Genomic DNA, 18,384 nt, shown 5'->3' with positions numbered 1-18,384 from the left:
GGCTGTGGTGATTGAGGTACCCGAACCCTTTCAGGAGATCCCGCCATGTTCAGCATGCGCACACAAGACCCCGCCCCAACCGTTCACTTTCGTTGTGGTCGGGTTTGTCGCGTCAATGGGCATTTGTATTTCACCACTCGGGAAAGGACCCTGGAAGGCCCGTTCAGCAATCAGGATCATGCCGAACAGGAGATACGGGCTTATATCGAGCGGGTGCAGGCGGCGCGTGCCGGCGAATGACCGCGGTGACTTAAAAGATCGCAGCCTTCGGCAGCTCCTACAGACGGCGGGAGTGTCATGCCGTTCCGCAGCCCGTAGGAGCTGCCGCAGGCTGCGATCTTTACGGCCGCGATACAACACTAGCGACTAGCGGTCTGACGCAGTTTAACGCACCGCTTCAAACAACCCCGTAGCCCCCATCCCACCGCCCACGCACATGGTCACCACGCCATAACGCAGGTTGCGCCGCTGCAGCTCACGCACCAGGTGCCCGACCTGGCGCGAGCCGGTCATGCCGAATGGGTGGCCGATGGAGATCGAGCCGCCGCTGACGTTATATTTCTCGTTGTCGATTTCCAGCCGATTTCGGCTGTACAGGCACTGCGAGGCGAAGGCCTCATTGAGTTCCCAGAGATCGATATCGGCCACCTGCAAACCCTTGGCCTTGAGCAGCTTTGGCACTGAGAACACCGGGCCGATGCCCATCTCGTCCGGTTCGCATCCGGCGACGACAAAACCGCGGAAAAACGCGCGAGGCTTGAGACCCAGCTCCAGGGCTTTTTCCAGGCTCATCACCAGGGTCATCGACGCGCCATCGGACAGCTGCGAGGAGTTGCCCGCGGTGACCGAACCGTCTTCAGCAAACACTGGCTTCAACCCGGCCAGGCTTTGCAGGGTGGTGTCCGGGCGATTGCAATCATCACGGTCGACGACGCCATCGAGGATCTGCACCTGGCCAGTAGTTTTGTCTTCGACTGCGTACTTCACCGCCATTGGCACGATTTCATCGTCGAACAACCCGCCAGCCTGGGCCTTGGCCGTGCGCTGCTGGCTTTGCAAGGCGTACACGTCCTGCTCTTCGCGGCTGACGCCATAACGACGGGCGACTATTTCGGCGGTCTGGAGCATGGGAAAGTAGATGCCCGGCACCTGTTCCTTGAGCAACGGGTTGATCAGGTTGTCGGTGTTGACGCTTTTCATGGTCAGGCTGATGGACTCGACGCCACCGGCAATGATGATGTCGCTGCAACCGGAAGCGATCTGGTTGGCGGCAATGGCAATCGCCTGCAAACCCGAAGAGCAGAAACGGTTGAGGGTCATGCCGGCAGTGCCGGTGCCCAGTTTCGATAACACTGCGACGTTGCGGCCGATGTTGTAACCCTGGGCGGCTTCGTTGGAACCGGCGCCGACGATGCAATCCTCGACGCTGGCCGGGTCGATGCCGTTGCGGGTCAGCAGCGCATTGACGCAATGGGCAGCCATGTCATCCGGACGGGTCCGGTTGAACTTGCCACGAAAGGATTTGGCCAGACCTGTGCGCACACTATCGACGATCACCACTTCACGCATGGCATACCTCATTGTTGTTGTCGGTTAGAAGTGGACGGAGCATAAATCCCCCCTATAACCGACCGCGACAATCATTCACCCTGCGTATGCGCACCCATCGCCTTGCTACGTGTTGTTCTTTGTCTTCTTGTCGCGCTTGTCGGACTTCTCGAAAGCCTCCTCCAGTGCCTGATTGATGGTGCGCAACACCTTGATCCGGGCCCAGCGTTTGTCGTTGGCTTCCACCAGGGTCCAGAGTGAAATCTCGGTGCTGGTGCGGTCGACCATGTCGCAGACGGCGGTTTGATAGTCATCCCACTTCTCACGGTTGCGCCAGTCATCCTCGGTGATCTTGAAGCGCTTGAAGGGAATCGCTTCACGGGACTGGAAACGTTCCATCTGGGTTTGCTTGTCGATGGCCAGCCAGAACTTGACGACGATCACCCCGGCATCGCTGATCTGCTCCTCGAAGTCGTTGATCTCGGCATAAGCGCGCATCCAGTCGGCCCGACTGCAAAAGCCTTCGACCCGCTCCACCAGCACCCGGCCATACCAGGAGCGGTCGAACACGGTGAATTTGCCGCGCATTGGAATATGCCGCCAGAACCGCCACAGGTACGGGTGGGCGCGTTCTTCTTCAGTCGGCGCGGCAATCGGCACGATGCTGTATTGCCGCGGATCGAGGGCCGCCGCCATTCGGCGGATCGCCCCGCCTTTGCCAGCCGCGTCATTGCCTTCGAACACCGCCACCAGGGCGTGCTTGCGCATGCGTTTGTCGCGCATCAAGCCGGATAAGCGCGCCTGCTCGGTAATCAGTTGCTCTTCGTAGTCGTTTTTATCCAGGCGCCGGCTCAAGTCCAGGCTGCTGATCAGACTCGGTTGATCGTAACTTGAGGGCAGCGGTGCGGCAGACACTGAGTCGGGTTTGATCTTGGGTCGGTTCAGGGCGGCTTGCAGCCCGTCGAGCAAAATCTTGCCCACCGTCAGGCTACGGTAATGCGGGTCAACGCCTTCGATCACATGCCAGGGTGCATAGTCGCGGCTGGTGCGGCGCAGCACCCGCTCGCCGTATTTGACGAACCTGTCGTAGGTTTGCGATTGCTGCCAGTCCAGCGGGCTGATGCGCCAGCTGTGCAGCGGATCATCGGCCAACACCTTGAGGCGGTTTTTCATCTGCTTCTTGGACAGATGAAACCAGAACTTGAAGATCAGTGCACCTTCATCGCTGAGCATTTTTTCCAGGCGCTCGGCACCACTGATGGCCTGATCCAGCACTGCGTCCTTGAACAGCCCATGAACCCGGCCCTGCAACATCTGGCTGTACCAGTTGCCGAAAAAAATCCCGGTCCGGCCCTTGGCCGGCAGCATCCGCCAGTAGCGCCAGGCCGGTGGTCGAGCGAGCTCTTCATCGGTCTGCTGATCAAAGGTGCGGACCTCGATCAGCCGCGGGTCCATCCATTCGTTGAGCAATTTGACCGTCTCGCCCTTGCCGGCGCCTTCAACTCCATTGATCAGCACGATGACCGGAAAACGGCCTTGTTCGCGCAATTCGAACTGAGCCTCAAGCAAGGCCTCACGCAAGGCCGGCTCCTCGGCCTCAAAGGTTTCTTTGTCGATGGCGTGACCGATTTCAGCGGATTCGAACATGAGCGGCTCCCTTCCAAGATTGAGCAAGACTAGCGGATTGGGTAATGGTGTGGGGGAACAAATCCCTTGGGTGCCAGTCAGCGAGGCATTCGGTGCGCCCAAAAGATCGCAGCCTGCGGCAGCTCCTACAGGTGTTGCGTACACCTGATGAATCTCGGGTGTACCGGGTCGGCGTAGGAACTGCCGCAGGCTGCGATCTTTGGGGGACGCTGCATACTCCACCGTTTCGACAGCCAGAGATTTTGCCCGCCCTATCAGCACCCAACCTTGCCACAGATCAATCCCCCTGCCAGCGATCGGCTAGAATGGCCGCCTTGCCGCCTGCCGAGCCGAACATGACCACTGAATTGCCCCACGCCCAGCTCGACTGGGACGACCAAGGCCGCCCGCGTTCGCGGGTGTTTGACGATGTGTATTTCTCCGACCGGTCGGGCCTTGAAGAAACCCGCTACGTGTTCATCGAGCAGAACCGCTTGAGCGAGCGCTTTGCCGCGTTACCTTCAAATGGGCGGCTGGTCATCGGCGAAACCGGTTTCGGCACAGGGCTGAATTTTCTCTGCGCCTGGCAGTTGTTCGAACAGCAAGCCGTGGCCGGTGCGCGGCTGCATTTTGTCAGCGTGGAGAAATACCCGCTGAGCCCTCCCGACCTGCACCGCGCCCTCGCTCTTTGGCCTGATCTGAAGCCATTTGCCGATCAGCTGCTGGCGCAATACGTGGCCATCCACCAGGGTTTCCAGCGCTTGGTACTCGATGGCGGACGGGTAACCCTGACCCTGTTGATCGGCGACGTGCTGGAGCAATTGCCGCAGCTCGACGCACAGATCGATGCCTGGTTTCTCGACGGCTTCGCCCCGGCGAAAAACCCGGAGATGTGGACCGCCGAACTGTTTGCCGAACTGGCCCGCCTGGCAGCCCCTGGCTCCACCATCAGCACGTTTACCAGTACCGGCTGGGTCCGGCGCCTGCTGAATGCGGCGGGTTTCAAAATGCGTCGTACGCCAGGCATCGGCCATAAATGGGAAATTCTCCGTGGCGAGTTCCTGGGCTGGCCCGAAGACCTGCCTGCGCCGGTCGCGAGCAAGCCGTGGTTCGCCCGTCCTGACCAGCTGATCAGCGAACGCCGAGCCCTGGTAATCGGTGGCGGGCTGGCCGGTTGTGCGAGTGCCGCGAGCCTTGCGGCACGCGGTTGGCGGGTGAGTCTGCTGGAACGCCACGGCGCCCTGGCACAGGAAGCTTCGGGTAATCCGCAAGGCGTGCTGTACCTCAAACTGTCGGCTCACGGCACCGCGCTGTCGCAGTTGATTGTCAGTGGTTTCGGGCATACCCGACGCCTGCTCGAACAGCTGCAACCCGGTGTCGACTGGGACAGTTGCGGGGTGCTGCAACTGGCCTTCAACGCCAAGGAAGCCGAGCGTCAGGCGCAGCTTGCGACAGCCTTTGCCCCGGACCTGCTGCGGTTGCTGGATCAGTCGCAAGCGCAGGCTCAGGCCGGTATCGCACTGGCCCATGGCGGCTTGTTCTTCCCCGAAGGTGGCTGGGTACACCCGCCCGCCTTGTGTCGGTGGCAAGCAGCGCATCCGGCGATTGAAGTGCTGGCCCATCACGATGCGCTGGAGTTGCGCAAGGTCGATGAGCAATGGCAAGCCTGGGATGGCTCAAGGTTGCTGGCGTGCGCGCCGGTGGTGATTCTCGCCGGTGCCGCCGAGATCAAGCGTTTCCCGGCCAGCAGCCAGCTGCCACTGAAACGGATTCGCGGGCAGATCACCCGCCTGGCACAAACCCCGGAAAGCGCAAGTTTGGCTACTGTGGTCTGCGCCGAAGGTTATGTCGCCCCGGCGCGGCTGGGCGAACACACCCTGGGCGCCAGCTTCGACTTCAAGAGCGACGACCTGACCCCGACTGCCGCCGAGCACGCTGGCAACCTGGAGTTGCTGGAAGAAATCTCCAGCGACCTGGTCAAGCGCCTGCATGCCGGGCAACTGGACCCCGAGCAACTTCAAGGCCGCGCCGCCTTCCGCTGTACCAGCCCCGATTACCTGCCCATCGTCGGCCCCTTGGCCGATCACCAGGCTTTCGCCCAAACCTACGCCGCGCTGGCCAAGGACGCCCGGCAGGTGCCAGACATCCGCTGCCCGTGGCTGGACGGTTTATACGTCAACAGCGGCCATGGTTCTCGCGGCCTGATCACCGCCCCGCTGTCCGGCGAACTGCTCGCCGCCTGGCTGGAAAACGAACCGCTGCCGCTGCCCAGAAGCGTGGCCGAGGCCTGTCACCCGAATCGTTTTGCCTTGCGCACATTGATTCGCGGCAAGAGCTGATGCAGGTGAGCTAATCGGTATTACCTGGCGATGACCCGATCCACCGCCAGCTTGCCGGCACCTTCGAACAGAACCGCGAGGGTGCCACCGAGCAGGGCCAAGGCGAACTCATAGCCGTTGTTGCTCATGAACAAGCCATTGCTCGCATGCACCGAGAAGATCGCCACCAGCAGCGTGAATGTCAGACCCAGTGCCGCAGGCCGCGTCAGCAGGCCGATGATCAGCGCCAGGCCGCCGAAGAACTCGGTACCGCCCGCCAGCAGGGCCATCAACTGACCCGGCGCCAGACCGATGCTTTCCATCCATTGCGCGGTGCCGGCCAGACCGTAACCGCCAAACAGGCCGAAGAGCTTTTGCGCACCGTGGGCGGCGAAGATGATGCCGACCAGGATCCGCAGCACAGTCAGGCCATAGCCAGCGCGGGTAGTCAGTACAGTTTTGATCAGCGTGCTCATGGGGTGGAGTCCTTGATGATGTGGAGTTGATTGGCCGCCATATTAATCAGTATTTATCTGGTTAAAAGCGCAAAAAACCCAAGATATCAATCAAGTTTATCGATCATTTGCGCGAAACGATCTTTTGCGCCTCCGGCTCCAGCGACTCCCGCTCCCGATCGAACGCCAGGTAGTACTTGTTGACACTGTTCACATAGCTGACGGCACCCATGCCCACCTGTTCCATGGCAATCCGTTCCACCTGGAAGAACCACTGGTTGGGATTCAACCCACGACGCTTGGCCTCGGTGCGCATGCCCTGCACCCGCTCCGGCCCCATGTTGTAGGCAGCGAGGACAAAGGCCATGCGTTCGCGCTCGTTGAGCTTGGGACTGGAGAAGAACTTGCGGCGGATCAGCGCCAGGTACTTGGCCCCGGCCTGCACATTACTGTCGAGCGACTGAATGTTGTTGACCCCCACCCGCTGCGCTGCGGACGGGGTAATTTGCATCAGGCCGGTCGGCCCGCTGCCGCTCCTGGCATTGGGTTGCAGCGAGGATTCCTTGAACGCCAGCGCGGCCAGGTTGAGCCAGTCCATGCCCTGTTCGCGCGCATGCTTTTGCAGCACCGGGCGCAGCTTTTCCAGGCGTTGGCGATCGGCGCGGGCCAAGGGATAGTGGACCTTGTAAAGGCGACGGTAGGTGCGCTGCAACGCGACGTCCTGATCCGACGGGGCTTTATAGGTTTTCAGGAAACGGTCGATGCTCGCCCGCAGCATTGACGCATCGCGCCGTACAAACCAATGTTGTTCGCCCGGCTCACTGATGATCACCTGCCGGTCGAAGCGCAGCTTGGGCAGAATCTTGCCCCAGCGCTCGGCGATCGGTTGCTCGACGATGGTCAGGTGAAAAATCCCACCCTGGACCATCTCCAGTACATCTTCGACGGCCAGGCTCGGATCGACCCACTCGATCTTGACCGGCGGCAATTTGTGCAATGCCAGCTTCTGATTGATCTGATTGATTGCATCACCCGCCGCGCTGCCGGTGGTCAGCGCCACCGTACGCCCGGACAGTTGCTCAAGGCGGGTGAAGCGCCGCTCGCCCTTGATCCCGACCAATAACAGCGGCACGTTACTGACGATCGGGTCACTGGCGCTGACCCCTTTAGTGGACTGCAGGTCGAGCAATTCACCGGGCGCCACCAGATCACCCTCGCCGCGCCGCAGGGCGCCGAGCAGTTGGTCCTTGGCTTTAGGAATGATCTTGAGACTGACCTCCTGACCGTCGCGAGCGTGGCCGTTGAGGTATTGCTCGAACGCTCGGAGGCGATGGTATTCGACGCCGATGGCCTGACCCTGGACTTCGCCGGAACTGTTGCGACTCTGGTTGACCAGCACCCTCAGGACGCGGCTGCCGCGGATTTCCGCCAGGTCGCGAACCTTGCTCGCCTGAGCGGCCACCAGCGGGCCGGCCAGACGTGCAACCGCCGGCAAGGGCAGCAGCATCGACAAGCACAGCAAAAGCAAAAGCAAAACCGAGGGTCGCGTCATCCGCTCTCCGGGAAGAATACTGTCCAACCTCAGCAATTTTCGGGAAGTTGGGCGACAGAAACAGAGCGCCTGAGCGCAGACATTGGTGCGAAAGACCGGCTCCGCAACGGCTGAATTTCCAGCCGGAACTGTCTTCTGGCATCAAGAGACAGCTTTAACTCATTGTAGTTCTGGGTTTTTCTTATAAATCTACGGCTCTGATATGCTTTGCGGCCTTGGCCTGAGGTAGCACCATGCAACTCATCGATATCGGCGTCAACCTGACCAACCCCAGTTTCGCCGACAAACACCAGGCAGTACTCGACCGCGCCTATGCCGCCGGGATCTGCCAACTGGTCCTTACCGGCACCAGTGTCGAGGGCAGTGAGCAGGCATTCGAACTGTGCCAACAACTGGACGAAAGCGGACAGCGGTTGTTCTCCACCGCAGGGATTCACCCTCACTCTGCCAGTGACTGGAACGCCGACAGCGCGCAACGCTTGCGCGGGTTGCTCAAAGAGTCGAGCGTCCGTGCCGTAGGTGAATGCGGGCTGGATTTCAACCGCGATTTTTCGCCACGTCCGCAACAGGAAAAGGTCCTCGAAGAACATCTGGCGATGGCCGTCGAACTGCAACTGCCGGTGTTCCTCCACGAGCGCGACGCCAGTCAGCGACTGCTGGAAATCCTGCGTGACTTCCGTGATCGCTTGCCCGCCGCCGTGGTGCATTGTTTTACCGGCGAGAAGCGCGCGCTGTTCAGCTACCTCGACCTCGATTTGCATATCGGCATTACCGGCTGGATCTGCGACGAGCGCCGCGGCACTCACCTGCACCCGCTGGTTCGCGAGATTTCCGCCAGCCGCTTGATGCTGGAAAGCGATGCGCCGTATTTGCTGCCGCGCAGCCTGCGGCCGAAACCGAAAAACGGCCGCAACGAACCGGCGTACCTGACCGAAGTGTTGCGCGAAGTGGCGTTGCATCGGGGGGAGAGTCTGGAGGACGTGGCGGCGAACAGCACCGCGTGTGCGCGGGCGTTTTTCGGGCTGCCAGAGGTGATGTGAAGCCGAAAAGATCGCAGCCTGCGGCAGCTCCTATGCCGACCGAGTACACCCTGCAGATATCCAGGCGAGCGCAAATCCGTAGGAGCTGCCGCAGGCTGCGATCTTTTCCGGCACACGCAGACTTCGACAACCATCATTGACCCACATCAACACCTCCTCCCCTGTGTAGCGGCACAATAATGGCACCTTGCCAAAACTGTTTCCGCTATCAGAGAAGACCTTCCATGGGTGCCTGGCTTAGCAATATCTCACTGAAGTACAAATTCTGGGCCGTCAACGCGGTCGCGTTTATCACCACCCTGCTGTTGGTGCTGTATGCCGTACAGCTCGAGCAACAAGCCCGCAGCCAGGCTTCGCAAGCTTCGGCCCAGGCTCAGGCGCGCTTGCTCACCGCCTGGCCCGACGGACAAGCCTTGCCCAAGGCCGGTCACCTGTTGAGCTTCAGCCGTGGTCAGACGCCCGCCCTGAACGGAGAACCCTTGGCCGAGTTGAAAAGCGCCAGCGGCTGGGTCGAGTTCAATGTTATGCCGCTGTTCGGCGACAACCCGTTGATGGGCGCCGAGGTCGTGTCCCGAGCGGACGGCCAGCAGGTTGCCGTAATCGCCTACGGCCCGAGCCTGAGCCAGGTGTTCGGCGAGCGTCTGCCCAATTACGCGGTGGCGGTGTTCATTCTGATGCTGGCGATGCTCGGTGCCTCGCAGTTGCTGATCCGGTTTTTGCTCAGCCAGCTCAACACCTTGAAAGATGTGATGCTGCATGTGGAGAAGACCGGTGACCTGTCGGCCCGCGTGCCCCTGGCGTGCACCGATGAAGTCGGACAGATGGCCAGCGCCTTCAATGCGATGCAGGCCGGCTATCAACGGGTGGTCAACACCGTGGCGAACACCGCCAAACAACTGGATGTTGGTGCCGCGCGCCTGGCGTCGAGCATGAGCGAAGTACGCCAAGGCATGCTCGGCCAGCAAAGCGAGACCGACCAGGCCGCCACCGCAATCAACCAGATGTCGGCCACGGTCTATCACATTGCCCAGCACGCTGGTGCGACCCGTGACTTGTCGCAGACCGCCGACACTCTGGCCGGCAGCGGACAGGAAGTGGTCAGCCGCGTGCAGAAATCGATTGCCGGACTGTCCAGCGGCGTCCAGCAAACCGCCGAGATGATTCAGCGCCTGGCCGAGGACAGCCAGAAAATCAATGGCGTGGTCGGGGTGATTCACAGCATCGCCGAACAGACCAACTTGCTGGCGCTCAACGCCGCGATCGAGGCCGCGCGGGCCGGGGAAATGGGCCGTGGTTTTGCGGTGGTCGCCGATGAAGTGCGCAACCTGGCCAAACGGGTCCAGGCCTCCACCGACGAAATCACCTTGATGGTCTCCGCCCTGCAAGCCGGGACCCGGGATGCCGTGGACTTCATGCAGGAAAGCTCGTTCAAGGCCGACGATTGTGTGCAGCAAGCGCAGGAAGCCGGTGTGGCCCTCGCCGAAATAACCAGCGCGGTGGCGCAGATGCGCGAAAGCAATACGCAAATCGCCGTGGCGGCCGAGCAACAAAGTCAGGTTGCCGAAGAAATGAATCGCGCGGTGGTGAGCATTCGCGACGTGACCGAGAACACCGTGCAACAAACCGTCGATTCGGCCACCACCAGTCATGAGCTGGCGACTTTGGCCGGAGAGTTGAGCAAGGCGATAGGTCAGCTCAAGTTGTAACGAATAAATTGTCGGTCTGATCACACCCGTGGCGAGGGAGCTTGCTCCCGCCGACTGGTCCGCGCTCGGGCGCAGCAGTCGTAAAATCGGCACATGCGGTGTATCTGATGGAATGAGTTCGCAGGTTTTGGGGCTGCTGCGCAGCCCAGCGGGAGCAAGCTCCCTCGCCACAGATGCGCTCAAGGCTAAGGATTACAGGGGCGCCTATCACCCCCATAGCCAGCCTTGATTCGCCCAAGCCCTTTGTCCGGCCTATTCTTTATCTATAGGTTGCAACGGATCGAGGACTGCCAACATGGGCAAACGTCACCCCAATTTTCCCGCCTGGCAATGGCGCTCCAACCCGGAAAACCATCGCTATCCGACCAATCGGGTTCTGCAGCTGATTGCCCTGCAACTGTTTATCCTGGGGTTCCTGTTGATCGCTACGGGGGTGTTCGGGATGAGCTTTTCGAGCGTTGCCATCGGCATTGTTAGCCTGCTCGCCGCGCTTGGCCTGCAACGCCATGGTCACCGCCTCGAGGCATAAGCCTGCGGGCAGTTCCCTGAACGGGTTTAACCAAAGACGGTGACCGTCTGCCGGCTCAGCGCGATCAACTGTCCTTCTGCGCTCCACAATGCTGCGGCCGTGTGACCATAACCGTCGCGGGCGTGCTCGATCACCACCTGGTATTTGCACCAGTCCAGGGTGCTCAACTTCAGCAAGGGCTGGACGAATTCAATGGTCCAGGTCAGGCTGCTGCCGGCCGCCGGTTTGTTCAGGTGCGGAAACAGCGCCGGAGGCCAGGCATCCACCAGCGCCAGAATATGCGCCTCGGTCAATGGCTCGTCCTTCACATCCCCGCGCAAGCGCACCCAACCGCCCATTTCCCGCGACTTGTTGCCGGTGAACGGCAAACCGCCAACGCTCCAGCGCATTGCCAGGTGGCGCATGAATTCCGGGGTTACGCCTTTGATGTAAGGCAGTTCCTGACACTCGTCCCAGTGTTTCATGACCGGTGCCGGTTCGGCCGCGACGTCGATGTCGGAAGCACGAGAAGCGCCAAAGCTGCCCTGGACCAGGGTCACCACCTGCCCTTTCTGCATGGCTCGGCCCAGCACCTGGCTGACGGCCTTGCCTTCGCGTAGAACCTCCACTTCAAAGCTGATGGGTACATCGGGCTCGGCCGGGCCGACAAAGGTAATCGCCAACGAGCGCACCGGGCGATCGGCAGGGACTTTGGCGCGCATGGCTTCGTACTGCAAGGCAACCACCAACCCACCAAAGCTGGCACGCCCCTGGGCCCATTGCGCCGGGATAGACAGCTCGAGCGGATAGCTACGGACAGCATCGACCAAATCGGAAAAGCGCATGAAAACCTCAAGCCAGGAAAAAGACTCAAGGATCTTAACCACCCGTTGATCACTGCACAGCACTTATTCCGGCCAAAAAGGCTGACAGATAAGCCGTACGCAACTGACTACGCACTCTCCCGTGGCAGCTGCCGAAGGCTGCTACGGAGGAACGACCGGTGGGGGTTCAGGATTTGAAGCAAGCCGCGCTCAGCTTGTCCAACACGCGATCGGCACGCTCTTCGGCCTGGGCCATGGTGGTTTGCCAAACCGCCACACAGGGCAGCAAATCGGGCTCTTGCTCGGCCCTGGCCAGCCATTGCCAGCAATCATGCCAGTCGCCCAGCGCGCCCTGCGCAGACTTGAGACGAGGCATGGCCTGTTTGGGCAGGCGATCCAGTTCGGGATAGGCTTCGATGGCGTAACGTACGCGTTTGATCAGCAGGCGCAAGCGATGCCGGTCATGGGCCGGATCGTGCAATGCCTTATCCAGAGACTTCCACTGCTTGGCCAGACGCTTTTCGATGCGCTGACGCAAACCCTTGAGCAAGCCCTGACGCTGGGAAGCGCGCAGAAAGCGCGGAAAGGCATCGAGAATAAGGAACAGTTGCGCCAGTTCCGGGCCGTTCGCCACGGCAGGACAGGCTTTGGCCATTTGCAGCATACGGCGCTCGGCCGCTTCAGGTTGACCGTGGCTGCTCAGGTACGCGGCCAGGACTTCCCGGTCGCGCAAGGGGGTGGTCAAGTCGCCAACCGCAGCCGCAGCGGTCTCCAATTGCTCGACACCGGGCAAACCGCGCAGGGGGCGCAACAGGCTGCGCAAACGGCGAACCGTAGTGCGCAGGTCGTGCAGCGCTTCACCGTCGGTTGCCGCCTCCAAGCGGGCCTGGCAGGCCCGCAAGCGAACTTCCAGGCCCAACAACCGAGCCACCAACCGGTCAACCAAGGTAGACATGGGGTTTACTCCATAGAGGCAGCGGCAAGTTGCAAGCTTCAACCGACAAGTCAGTGCCTATCAAGCTTGCGGCTTTCGGCCTGTAGCTTGCAACTGCTTCTCAGCGTCCCGCGCGGGATTCGCGAATGTAGAAGCGGGCTTTCTCGGCTTTTTTGGTACAGCCTTCGTACGCCTCGAACTGTTGTTGAGTCTTGGCCCCGGTCAGCAATGACAGCGCCTTGGAGTAACTGACGGTGCCCGCGAAACCCTCGACCTTGGCCAGGTCCAGCTCACGCCAGGCCGCGTCAAGCTGGCTACCGCAACTGTCACGGTACGCCGTTTTACCTGCACAACCGGCCAGAGCCAGCACAATCAAAGGCAGACAAATCCAGGCTTTCATCGATGACACCTCAACATAGAAAAACAATCGTGCACGTAAGACGGTGGGCTGCGCAAAAAGTGCCTTCGCTGCCCCCGAAGAATGAAGCTGGCGCGAGAATACTCGTCTGCCGTCATTGATTGTCGAAAAAACCATCCTGGGCCGCCATCAGCCAGCCACAATGATTGAAGCGTGACGCTTGATGGGCGCATTGTTGACGCATATTCGAGAAGGGGCCAGTCATGAAAAAGCGCGTCGCATTGGTACTGGGCTCGGGTGGGGCCAGGGGGTATGCCCATATCGGGGTGATCGAAGAGATCGAAAGACGTGGTTATGACATCGCCTGCATCGCCGGATGTTCCATGGGCGCAGTGGTCGGCGGAATCTATGCCGCAGGCAAACTCAACGACTATCGGGACTGGATTGAAAGCCTGGACTACCTCGACGTGTTGCGCCTGGTGGATGTCAGCTTCCGTCTCGGGGCAATCCGCGGGGAGAAAGTCTTCGGCCAGATCCGCAAGATTGTCGGCGAAATCAATATCGAAGACCTGCGTATCCCTTACACGGCAGTCTGCACGGACCTGACCAACCAGCAGGAAATCTGGTTCCAGGAAGGCTGCCTGCATCAGGCCATGCGCGCCTCGGCGGCGATTCCCAGCCTGTTCACCCCGGTGATGCAGAACGGTCGGATGCTGGTGGACGGCGGCCTGCTCAACCCGCTGCCGATTGTCCCGGTAGTCTCCAGCCACTGCGACCTGATCATCGCCGTCAACCTGAACTCGACCAATCAGCGCCACTATCAGTTGCCGGTGATTCAGCGCCCTGCCGCGTTCAAGAGTCGGTTCGACAATCTGATCAACTCCCTCGGTTCGCATTTGCCATTTCGGCGCAAGCCAGCCGAGCAGTTGTTGCTGCTCGAACAGGAAGCCATGCGTAGCGAGGCTGCCAACCTGAGCAACCCGTGGATCGAGTCCGCCGAACCGGAAGCCCAGCAACCGGCTGCCGCCCCGGAGATCGAAGGAGCAGGAGCGCCAAAGTCAGCCACCGGTTCGTTCATCATCGACAACGTCGGTCCGGCGTCGCTGCTGGATCTGATCAACCAGAGTTTCGAGGTGATGCAGACCTCCCTAGCACAATACAAGATCGCCGGTTATCCGCCGGATATCCTGATCAACGTACCGAAGCGGGTGTGCCGGTTTTTCGAATTCTACAAAGCCCCGGAACTGATCGCCCTCGGTCGCGAGATCGCTCGAGATACGCTGGAACGGTATGAGAATGAGAAGAATTGAAGATCAAAAGATCGCAGCCTTCGGCAGCTCCTACGCCGACCGCGCATACCGCAGATTTCGAGGCGAACACAAAACCGTTGGAGCTGCCGCAGGCTGCGATCTTTTCAGGATCGACACCTAACTCAAAACATCCAATAACCGATACCCCACCCCCGCCTCAGTCACGATAAACCTCGGTTGGGTCGGGTCGTCCGCCAGTTTCTGCCGCAGGTGCCCGACCACAATCCGCAGATAATGGCTGTCTTCGGTGTGGGTCGGGCCCCAGATATCCTTGAGCAGTTGCTGCTGGGTGATGACCCGTCCCGGATACCGCGCCAGTTGCGCCAGTACCGCGTACTCCTTACGGGTCAGGGCCACTTCGTGGCCGTCCAGCAGTACCCGGCGATAGGCCAGGTCGACAGTCAGCGGGCCAAAGTTGAGCGCCGCTTCCCGGGCTTCACCCGTCGGTGCCTGACGCAGCAAGGCGCGCACCCGGGCAAGGAATTCCTGAATACCGAACGGCTTGGTCACGTAGTCGTTGGCGCCGCCATCGAGTGCTTCGACTTTCTGCCCTTCGCCAGCGCGCACCGACAACACCAGCACCGGCACCGTCGACCATTCGCGAAACTCGCGCAGTACCTGTTGACCGTCCATGTCCGGCAAGCCGAGGTCGAGCACCAGCAAGTCCGGTTTGTTCAGCGCAGCCTGGGCCAGGCCTTCACGGCCGGTGCCGGCCTCGAGGACTTTATAGCCTTGGGAAACCAGGCTGATGCGCAGGAATTTGCGGATCTGCGGTTCGTCGTCGATGACCAAAATGGTCGCGGTCTGGCTCATGAATTCTGATCGCGGCAAGGAAAGATCCAAAGGGTATCAGGCTTCACTTTCAAAACCCGGTTGTTCCTGCAACGGCAAGTGCAGGGTGATGCAGGTACCGCGACCGTCGATGCCGTCGGCGACGCTGATCTGCCCGCCATGGGCGCCGACCATGCCCTGACAGATGGCCAGCCCCAGACCGGTGCCCTGCCCGCCACGATCACCGCGAGCGGCGGTGTAGAACATGTCGAAAATCTTCGCCCGCTCCGCTTCGGGAATGCCGGGGCCTTCGTCGCTCACCGCAAAAAACAGCTCGCTGTCAGTCGAACCGGCACTCAGTTGCAGGCGTCCCTGGGGCGGTGAAAAGCGCGCGGCGTTCTCCAGCACATTGACCAAGGCTTGTTCGATCAGCGCGGCATGCACGTAGAGCAGCGGCAATTCACCCGGCACCTCGATGCTGACCTGCAACGGCGCCAGCACCGCGCGCAACCGGTTCCGTGCACTGCCGACGATATCCGCCGGCGACACCCAGTCCCGCGCTAGCTTCAAGGCACCATGGCCCAGTCGGGTCATGTCCAACAGATTCTGGATATAGCGATCCAGCCGCTCGGCTTCATCGCGGGTGCCTTCGAGCAGTTCACGACGGTCCTCCAGCGGGATCGCTTCGCCCAGCGCCAGCAAGCTGTCGATGCTGCCGCGCATGGAGGTCAACGGAGTGCGCAAATCGTGGGACACCGAAGCCAGCAAAGCGCTGCGCAATTGCTCGGTTTCACCATGCAGGCGAGCCGCTTCCAGATCCTCAGCCAATTGCGCCCGGGCCAGCGCCTGGGCCAATGGCTGGCTCAACGCGATCAATAAACGGCGGCGCTGGCCGCTGAGTGGCTGGCCGTCTTTGCTGCTCACACCAAGCAATCCCAGCGGCCCGTCCTCCACCGACAACGGCCACCACCACCAGCGCCCGAACGGCCAGGTACCGGTGCCCATGCCCGCCGGTTGATCGTGTTGCCAGGCCCAGTCGGCGGCGGCGCGTTCGGCTTCGGAAAACTGTTGCGGGCCACCGGTTTCGACCTTCCAGCTGTTCGGCCCATCACGATTGAGCAGGCACAGCTGCAGATCGCTCCAGCCATCGAGGTGCTGGGCGGCGGCGCTGACTACTGCCTGGCGGTCGGTGGCCGCGGTCAGTTTGCGCGACAGGTCGAGCAGTTCACTGGTCTCTTCCTGGGTATCGCGCAGCGCCTGCAACTGCCGACGCTGGCGCGCCGCGAGGTTGCCGGTGAGGGCCGCCATCAGCAGAAAAAACAGCAAGGTCAGGACGTCTTCTTCGCGCTGGATGCTGAAGGAAAAATTGGGCGGAATGAACAGAAAGTCATAGGTCAGGAACGACATCGCCGCACAGGCCAGGGCCGGGCCGAGACTGCTGCGCACCGCCACCAGCAGCACGGCGGCGAGGAACACCAGCGAGATGTTCGGCAGCGGCAACACACTGGCCACCGCCCAGGCCAGGGCACTGGCCAGTACCGTCGCCAGCACGGCCAGCGCATAGTCGAACCAGACCACTGAATGCGCCGCCCGCATGCGCGGTGCCGGTTGGTCGGCGTCGCTGTCGAGGACGTTGATTTCCAGCCCTCGCGCATTACGCAGCAACCGTGAGGCCAAGCCGCCACCGAACAGCCGACGGCGCAAACGCTGCCTCGACTGCCCGACCAGCACCAGGCTGGCACGGCGTTCGGCAGCGTGCTGGATCAAGGTTTTCGCCACCTCGCCGGCCCGCAACAACACCACTTCACCACCCAGACGTTCGGCCAGTTGCTGGGCACTTTGCAGGCGTAAACGCGACTGCTCGTCGCGCACGCTGCCGTTATCCACATGCACCAGGCTCCAGGGCAAATGCCGGCGCTGGGCGACCCGACTGGCATGGCGCACCAGGCGTTCGGCCTGGGCATCGCCATCGATTCCCACCAACAGGCGTCCGCGCACCGCCGGCGCCGCCTGGCCCAGCTGTCGGTAGCCTTGGGTCAAATCATTATCGACCTGGGCGGCGGCGGTCTGCATCGCCAGTTCACGCAAGGCGGTGAGGTTAGTCTGGGTGAAGAACGCATCGATCGCCGCCCGCGCCTGTTCCGGCACGTAGACCTTGCCGTCGCGCAGCCGCTCCAGCAGTTCACGGGGTGGCAGGTCGATCAACAGCAGTTCGTAGGCTTCCTGGAGTACCCAGTCGGGCAAGGTTTCGCGGACCTGCACACCCGTGATGCCGCGCACCTGATCGTTGAGGCTTTCCAGGTGCTGAACGTTGACCGTGGTGAACACGTCGATACCGGCGGCCAACAGTTCCTGGATGTCCTGCCAGCGCTTGGTGTGGCGGCTGCCGGGCGCATTGGTATGCGCCAGTTCGTCGACCAGGACCAACTTTGGCCTGGCCTTGAGCAGTCCATCGAGGTCCATCTCTTCGAGCATTACCCCGCGGTATTCCGAGCGCAGCAATGGCTGCTGCGGCAAACCTCCGAGCAGCGCTTCGGTTTCCGCGCGGCCATGGGTTTCCACCACGCCGACCAGCACTTTCACCCCTTGGCGCAATTGGGTGTGGGCTGCTTGCAACATGGCGTAGGTTTTGCCGACGCCGGGGGCGGCGCCGAGGAAGACCTTGAGCCGACCACGACCGTCGCGGGGCAAGTCTGCTAACAGCGCGTCGGCGCGGCCGGAGTCACTCATGCTGGTTTCGCCTTGTACGTCTTGAGATTGGTTTATGCCCGAAAAGATCGCAGCCTGCGGCAGCTCCTACAGGATCCGCGTCGCCCTGGGTGTACGCGGTCATTGTAGGAGCTGCCGCAGGCTCGGGCCGCGTTCAGACGATCTTTTGATCTACAGCTGTTGCAGCGCGATATTCAAGGCCAGCACATTCACCACCGGCGGCCCCACCAGAGGTTGCTCGACATGCGCATCGACCAACTGCTGCACGGTGGCAACCGGCAGGTTGCGGGCGGCCGCGACCCGCGCCAGTTGATAGGCAATCGCCGTCGGTGGCAAGTGGGGATCAAGGCCGCTGCCGGAGGTAGTGAGCAACGCCAATGGAACTGCCCCCTGCCCCGGCACCAACAGCTTGTTGGCCTGGTCGATCACCCGCGTGGCCAGCGCCGGATTGCTCGGCGCCAGGTTGCTGGCGCTGCTCGATACCGTGGCAAAGGCACCCGCCGATGGCCGCGGGTGGAACCAGGCATCACCGCTGAAATCCTGGGCGATCAGCGCCGAGCCGCGAACCTTGCCGTCGGCATCGCGCACCAGGCTGCCATTGGCCTGATCCGGGAATACCACTTGGGCGACACCGGTGACGACCAATGGGTAGGCGACGCCGGTGATCAGGGTCATCAGAACAATCAGGCTCAGGGCCGGACGTAACATAGTGGACATTTCAGATC

General features: G+C 61.4%; 15 protein-coding genes and 1 pseudogene. 6 read left to right on the top strand and 10 right to left on the bottom strand.

The window, feature by feature from the left end; translation table 11 throughout:
- Positions 1 to 45: 45 nt before the first annotated feature.
- Positions 46 to 240 carry a DUF6316 family protein gene (locus F8N85_RS28050; protein WP_150806741.1) on the top strand — a complete coding sequence of 65 codons (195 nt, stop codon included), beginning with the start codon at positions 46 to 48 and terminating at the stop codon, positions 238 to 240.
- Between the two features lie 144 nt (positions 241 to 384).
- Here F8N85_RS28050 and F8N85_RS28045 read toward each other — a convergent pair whose 3' ends face one another.
- Positions 385 to 1,569 carry a thiolase family protein gene (locus tag F8N85_RS28045; RefSeq protein ID WP_150806740.1) on the bottom strand — a complete coding sequence of 395 codons (1,185 nt, stop codon included), beginning with the start codon at positions 1,567 to 1,569 and terminating at the stop codon, positions 385 to 387.
- Between the two features lie 105 nt (positions 1,570 to 1,674).
- On the bottom strand, positions 1,675 to 3,195 hold the full coding sequence (gene pap / locus F8N85_RS28040; RefSeq protein ID WP_150806739.1) for a polyphosphate:AMP phosphotransferase: 1,521 nt from the start codon (positions 3,193 to 3,195) through the stop codon (positions 1,675 to 1,677).
- 335 nt (positions 3,196 to 3,530) lie between these two features.
- Here pap and mnmC point away from each other — a divergent pair, with 335 nt between their 5' ends.
- Entirely contained in the window at positions 3,531 to 5,513 is a 1,983-nt protein-coding gene (mnmC, locus tag F8N85_RS28035; RefSeq protein WP_150806738.1) for a bifunctional tRNA (5-methylaminomethyl-2-thiouridine)(34)-methyltransferase MnmD/FAD-dependent 5-carboxymethylaminomethyl-2-thiouridine(34) oxidoreductase MnmC, read from the top strand.
- A 20-nt stretch (positions 5,514 to 5,533) separates the two neighbouring features.
- Here the strand turns inward: mnmC and F8N85_RS28030 are convergent, their stop codons facing one another.
- A complete protein-coding gene (locus tag F8N85_RS28030; protein ID WP_150806737.1) occupies positions 5,534 to 5,968 on the bottom strand; it encodes a DoxX family protein in 435 nt (144 codons plus the stop codon).
- A gap of 103 nt (positions 5,969 to 6,071) precedes the next feature.
- On the bottom strand, positions 6,072 to 7,499 hold the full coding sequence (locus F8N85_RS28025; RefSeq protein ID WP_150806736.1) for a transglycosylase SLT domain-containing protein: 1,428 nt from the start codon (positions 7,497 to 7,499) through the stop codon (positions 6,072 to 6,074).
- A 233-nt stretch (positions 7,500 to 7,732) separates the two neighbouring features.
- Here F8N85_RS28025 and F8N85_RS28020 point away from each other — a divergent pair, with 233 nt between their 5' ends.
- The 3 genes and pseudogenes from F8N85_RS28020 to F8N85_RS28010 form a co-directional block, all read left to right on the top strand.
- Positions 7,733 to 8,539, top strand: a complete 807-nt coding sequence (locus tag F8N85_RS28020; RefSeq protein WP_150806735.1) for a TatD family hydrolase — start codon at positions 7,733 to 7,735, stop codon at positions 8,537 to 8,539.
- Positions 8,540 to 8,763: 224 nt separating this feature from the next.
- Complete coding sequence (locus F8N85_RS28015; RefSeq protein ID WP_150806734.1) at positions 8,764 to 10,245, top strand: methyl-accepting chemotaxis protein; 1,482 nt, start codon at positions 8,764 to 8,766, stop codon at positions 10,243 to 10,245.
- Positions 10,246 to 10,540: 295 nt separating this feature from the next.
- A pseudogene (locus F8N85_RS28010) lies at positions 10,541 to 10,771 on the top strand (terminase); the annotation flags it as partial.
- Between the two features lie 29 nt (positions 10,772 to 10,800).
- On the opposite strand, the gene F8N85_RS28005 reads toward F8N85_RS28010, so the two are convergent.
- The 3 genes from F8N85_RS28005 to F8N85_RS27995 all read right to left on the bottom strand — a co-directional run bounded on the left by F8N85_RS28005 (position 10,801) and on the right by F8N85_RS27995 (position 12,911).
- On the bottom strand, positions 10,801 to 11,598 hold the full coding sequence (locus tag F8N85_RS28005; RefSeq protein WP_150806732.1) for an acyl-CoA thioesterase: 798 nt from the start codon (positions 11,596 to 11,598) through the stop codon (positions 10,801 to 10,803).
- Between the two features lie 166 nt (positions 11,599 to 11,764).
- Positions 11,765 to 12,532, bottom strand: a complete 768-nt coding sequence (locus tag F8N85_RS28000) for a CHAD domain-containing protein (protein WP_150806731.1) — start codon at positions 12,530 to 12,532, stop codon at positions 11,765 to 11,767.
- 100 nt (positions 12,533 to 12,632) lie between these two features.
- On the bottom strand, positions 12,633 to 12,911 hold the full coding sequence (locus F8N85_RS27995) for a hypothetical protein (RefSeq protein WP_150806730.1): 279 nt from the start codon (positions 12,909 to 12,911) through the stop codon (positions 12,633 to 12,635).
- Between the two features lie 221 nt (positions 12,912 to 13,132).
- Here F8N85_RS27995 and F8N85_RS27990 point away from each other — a divergent pair, with 221 nt between their 5' ends.
- A complete protein-coding gene (locus F8N85_RS27990; protein ID WP_150806729.1) occupies positions 13,133 to 14,179 on the top strand; it encodes a patatin-like phospholipase family protein in 1,047 nt (348 codons plus the stop codon).
- A gap of 117 nt (positions 14,180 to 14,296) precedes the next feature.
- On the opposite strand, the gene F8N85_RS27985 is transcribed toward F8N85_RS27990, so the two are convergent.
- From F8N85_RS27985 to kdpC, 3 genes are all read right to left on the bottom strand, one after another.
- Positions 14,297 to 14,992: a response regulator gene (locus F8N85_RS27985; RefSeq protein WP_150806746.1), complete on the bottom strand. Its 696-nt coding sequence runs from the start codon at positions 14,990 to 14,992 to the stop codon at positions 14,297 to 14,299.
- A gap of 36 nt (positions 14,993 to 15,028) precedes the next feature.
- Positions 15,029 to 17,680: a sensor histidine kinase gene (locus F8N85_RS27980; RefSeq protein ID WP_150806728.1), complete on the bottom strand. Its 2,652-nt coding sequence runs from the start codon at positions 17,678 to 17,680 to the stop codon at positions 15,029 to 15,031.
- 150 nt (positions 17,681 to 17,830) lie between these two features.
- Positions 17,831 to 18,376: a potassium-transporting ATPase subunit KdpC gene (gene kdpC, locus F8N85_RS27975; protein ID WP_150806727.1), complete on the bottom strand. Its 546-nt coding sequence runs from the start codon at positions 18,374 to 18,376 to the stop codon at positions 17,831 to 17,833.
- Positions 18,377 to 18,384: the final 8 nt, after the last annotated feature.

Source organism: Pseudomonas fluorescens (assembly GCF_902497875.1).
Lineage (GTDB): Bacteria > Pseudomonadota > Gammaproteobacteria > Pseudomonadales > Pseudomonadaceae > Aquipseudomonas > Aquipseudomonas fluorescens_BR.
Note: the sequence above shows the minus strand (reverse complement) of the source record. Positions and strands in the feature narration are given on the sequence as shown.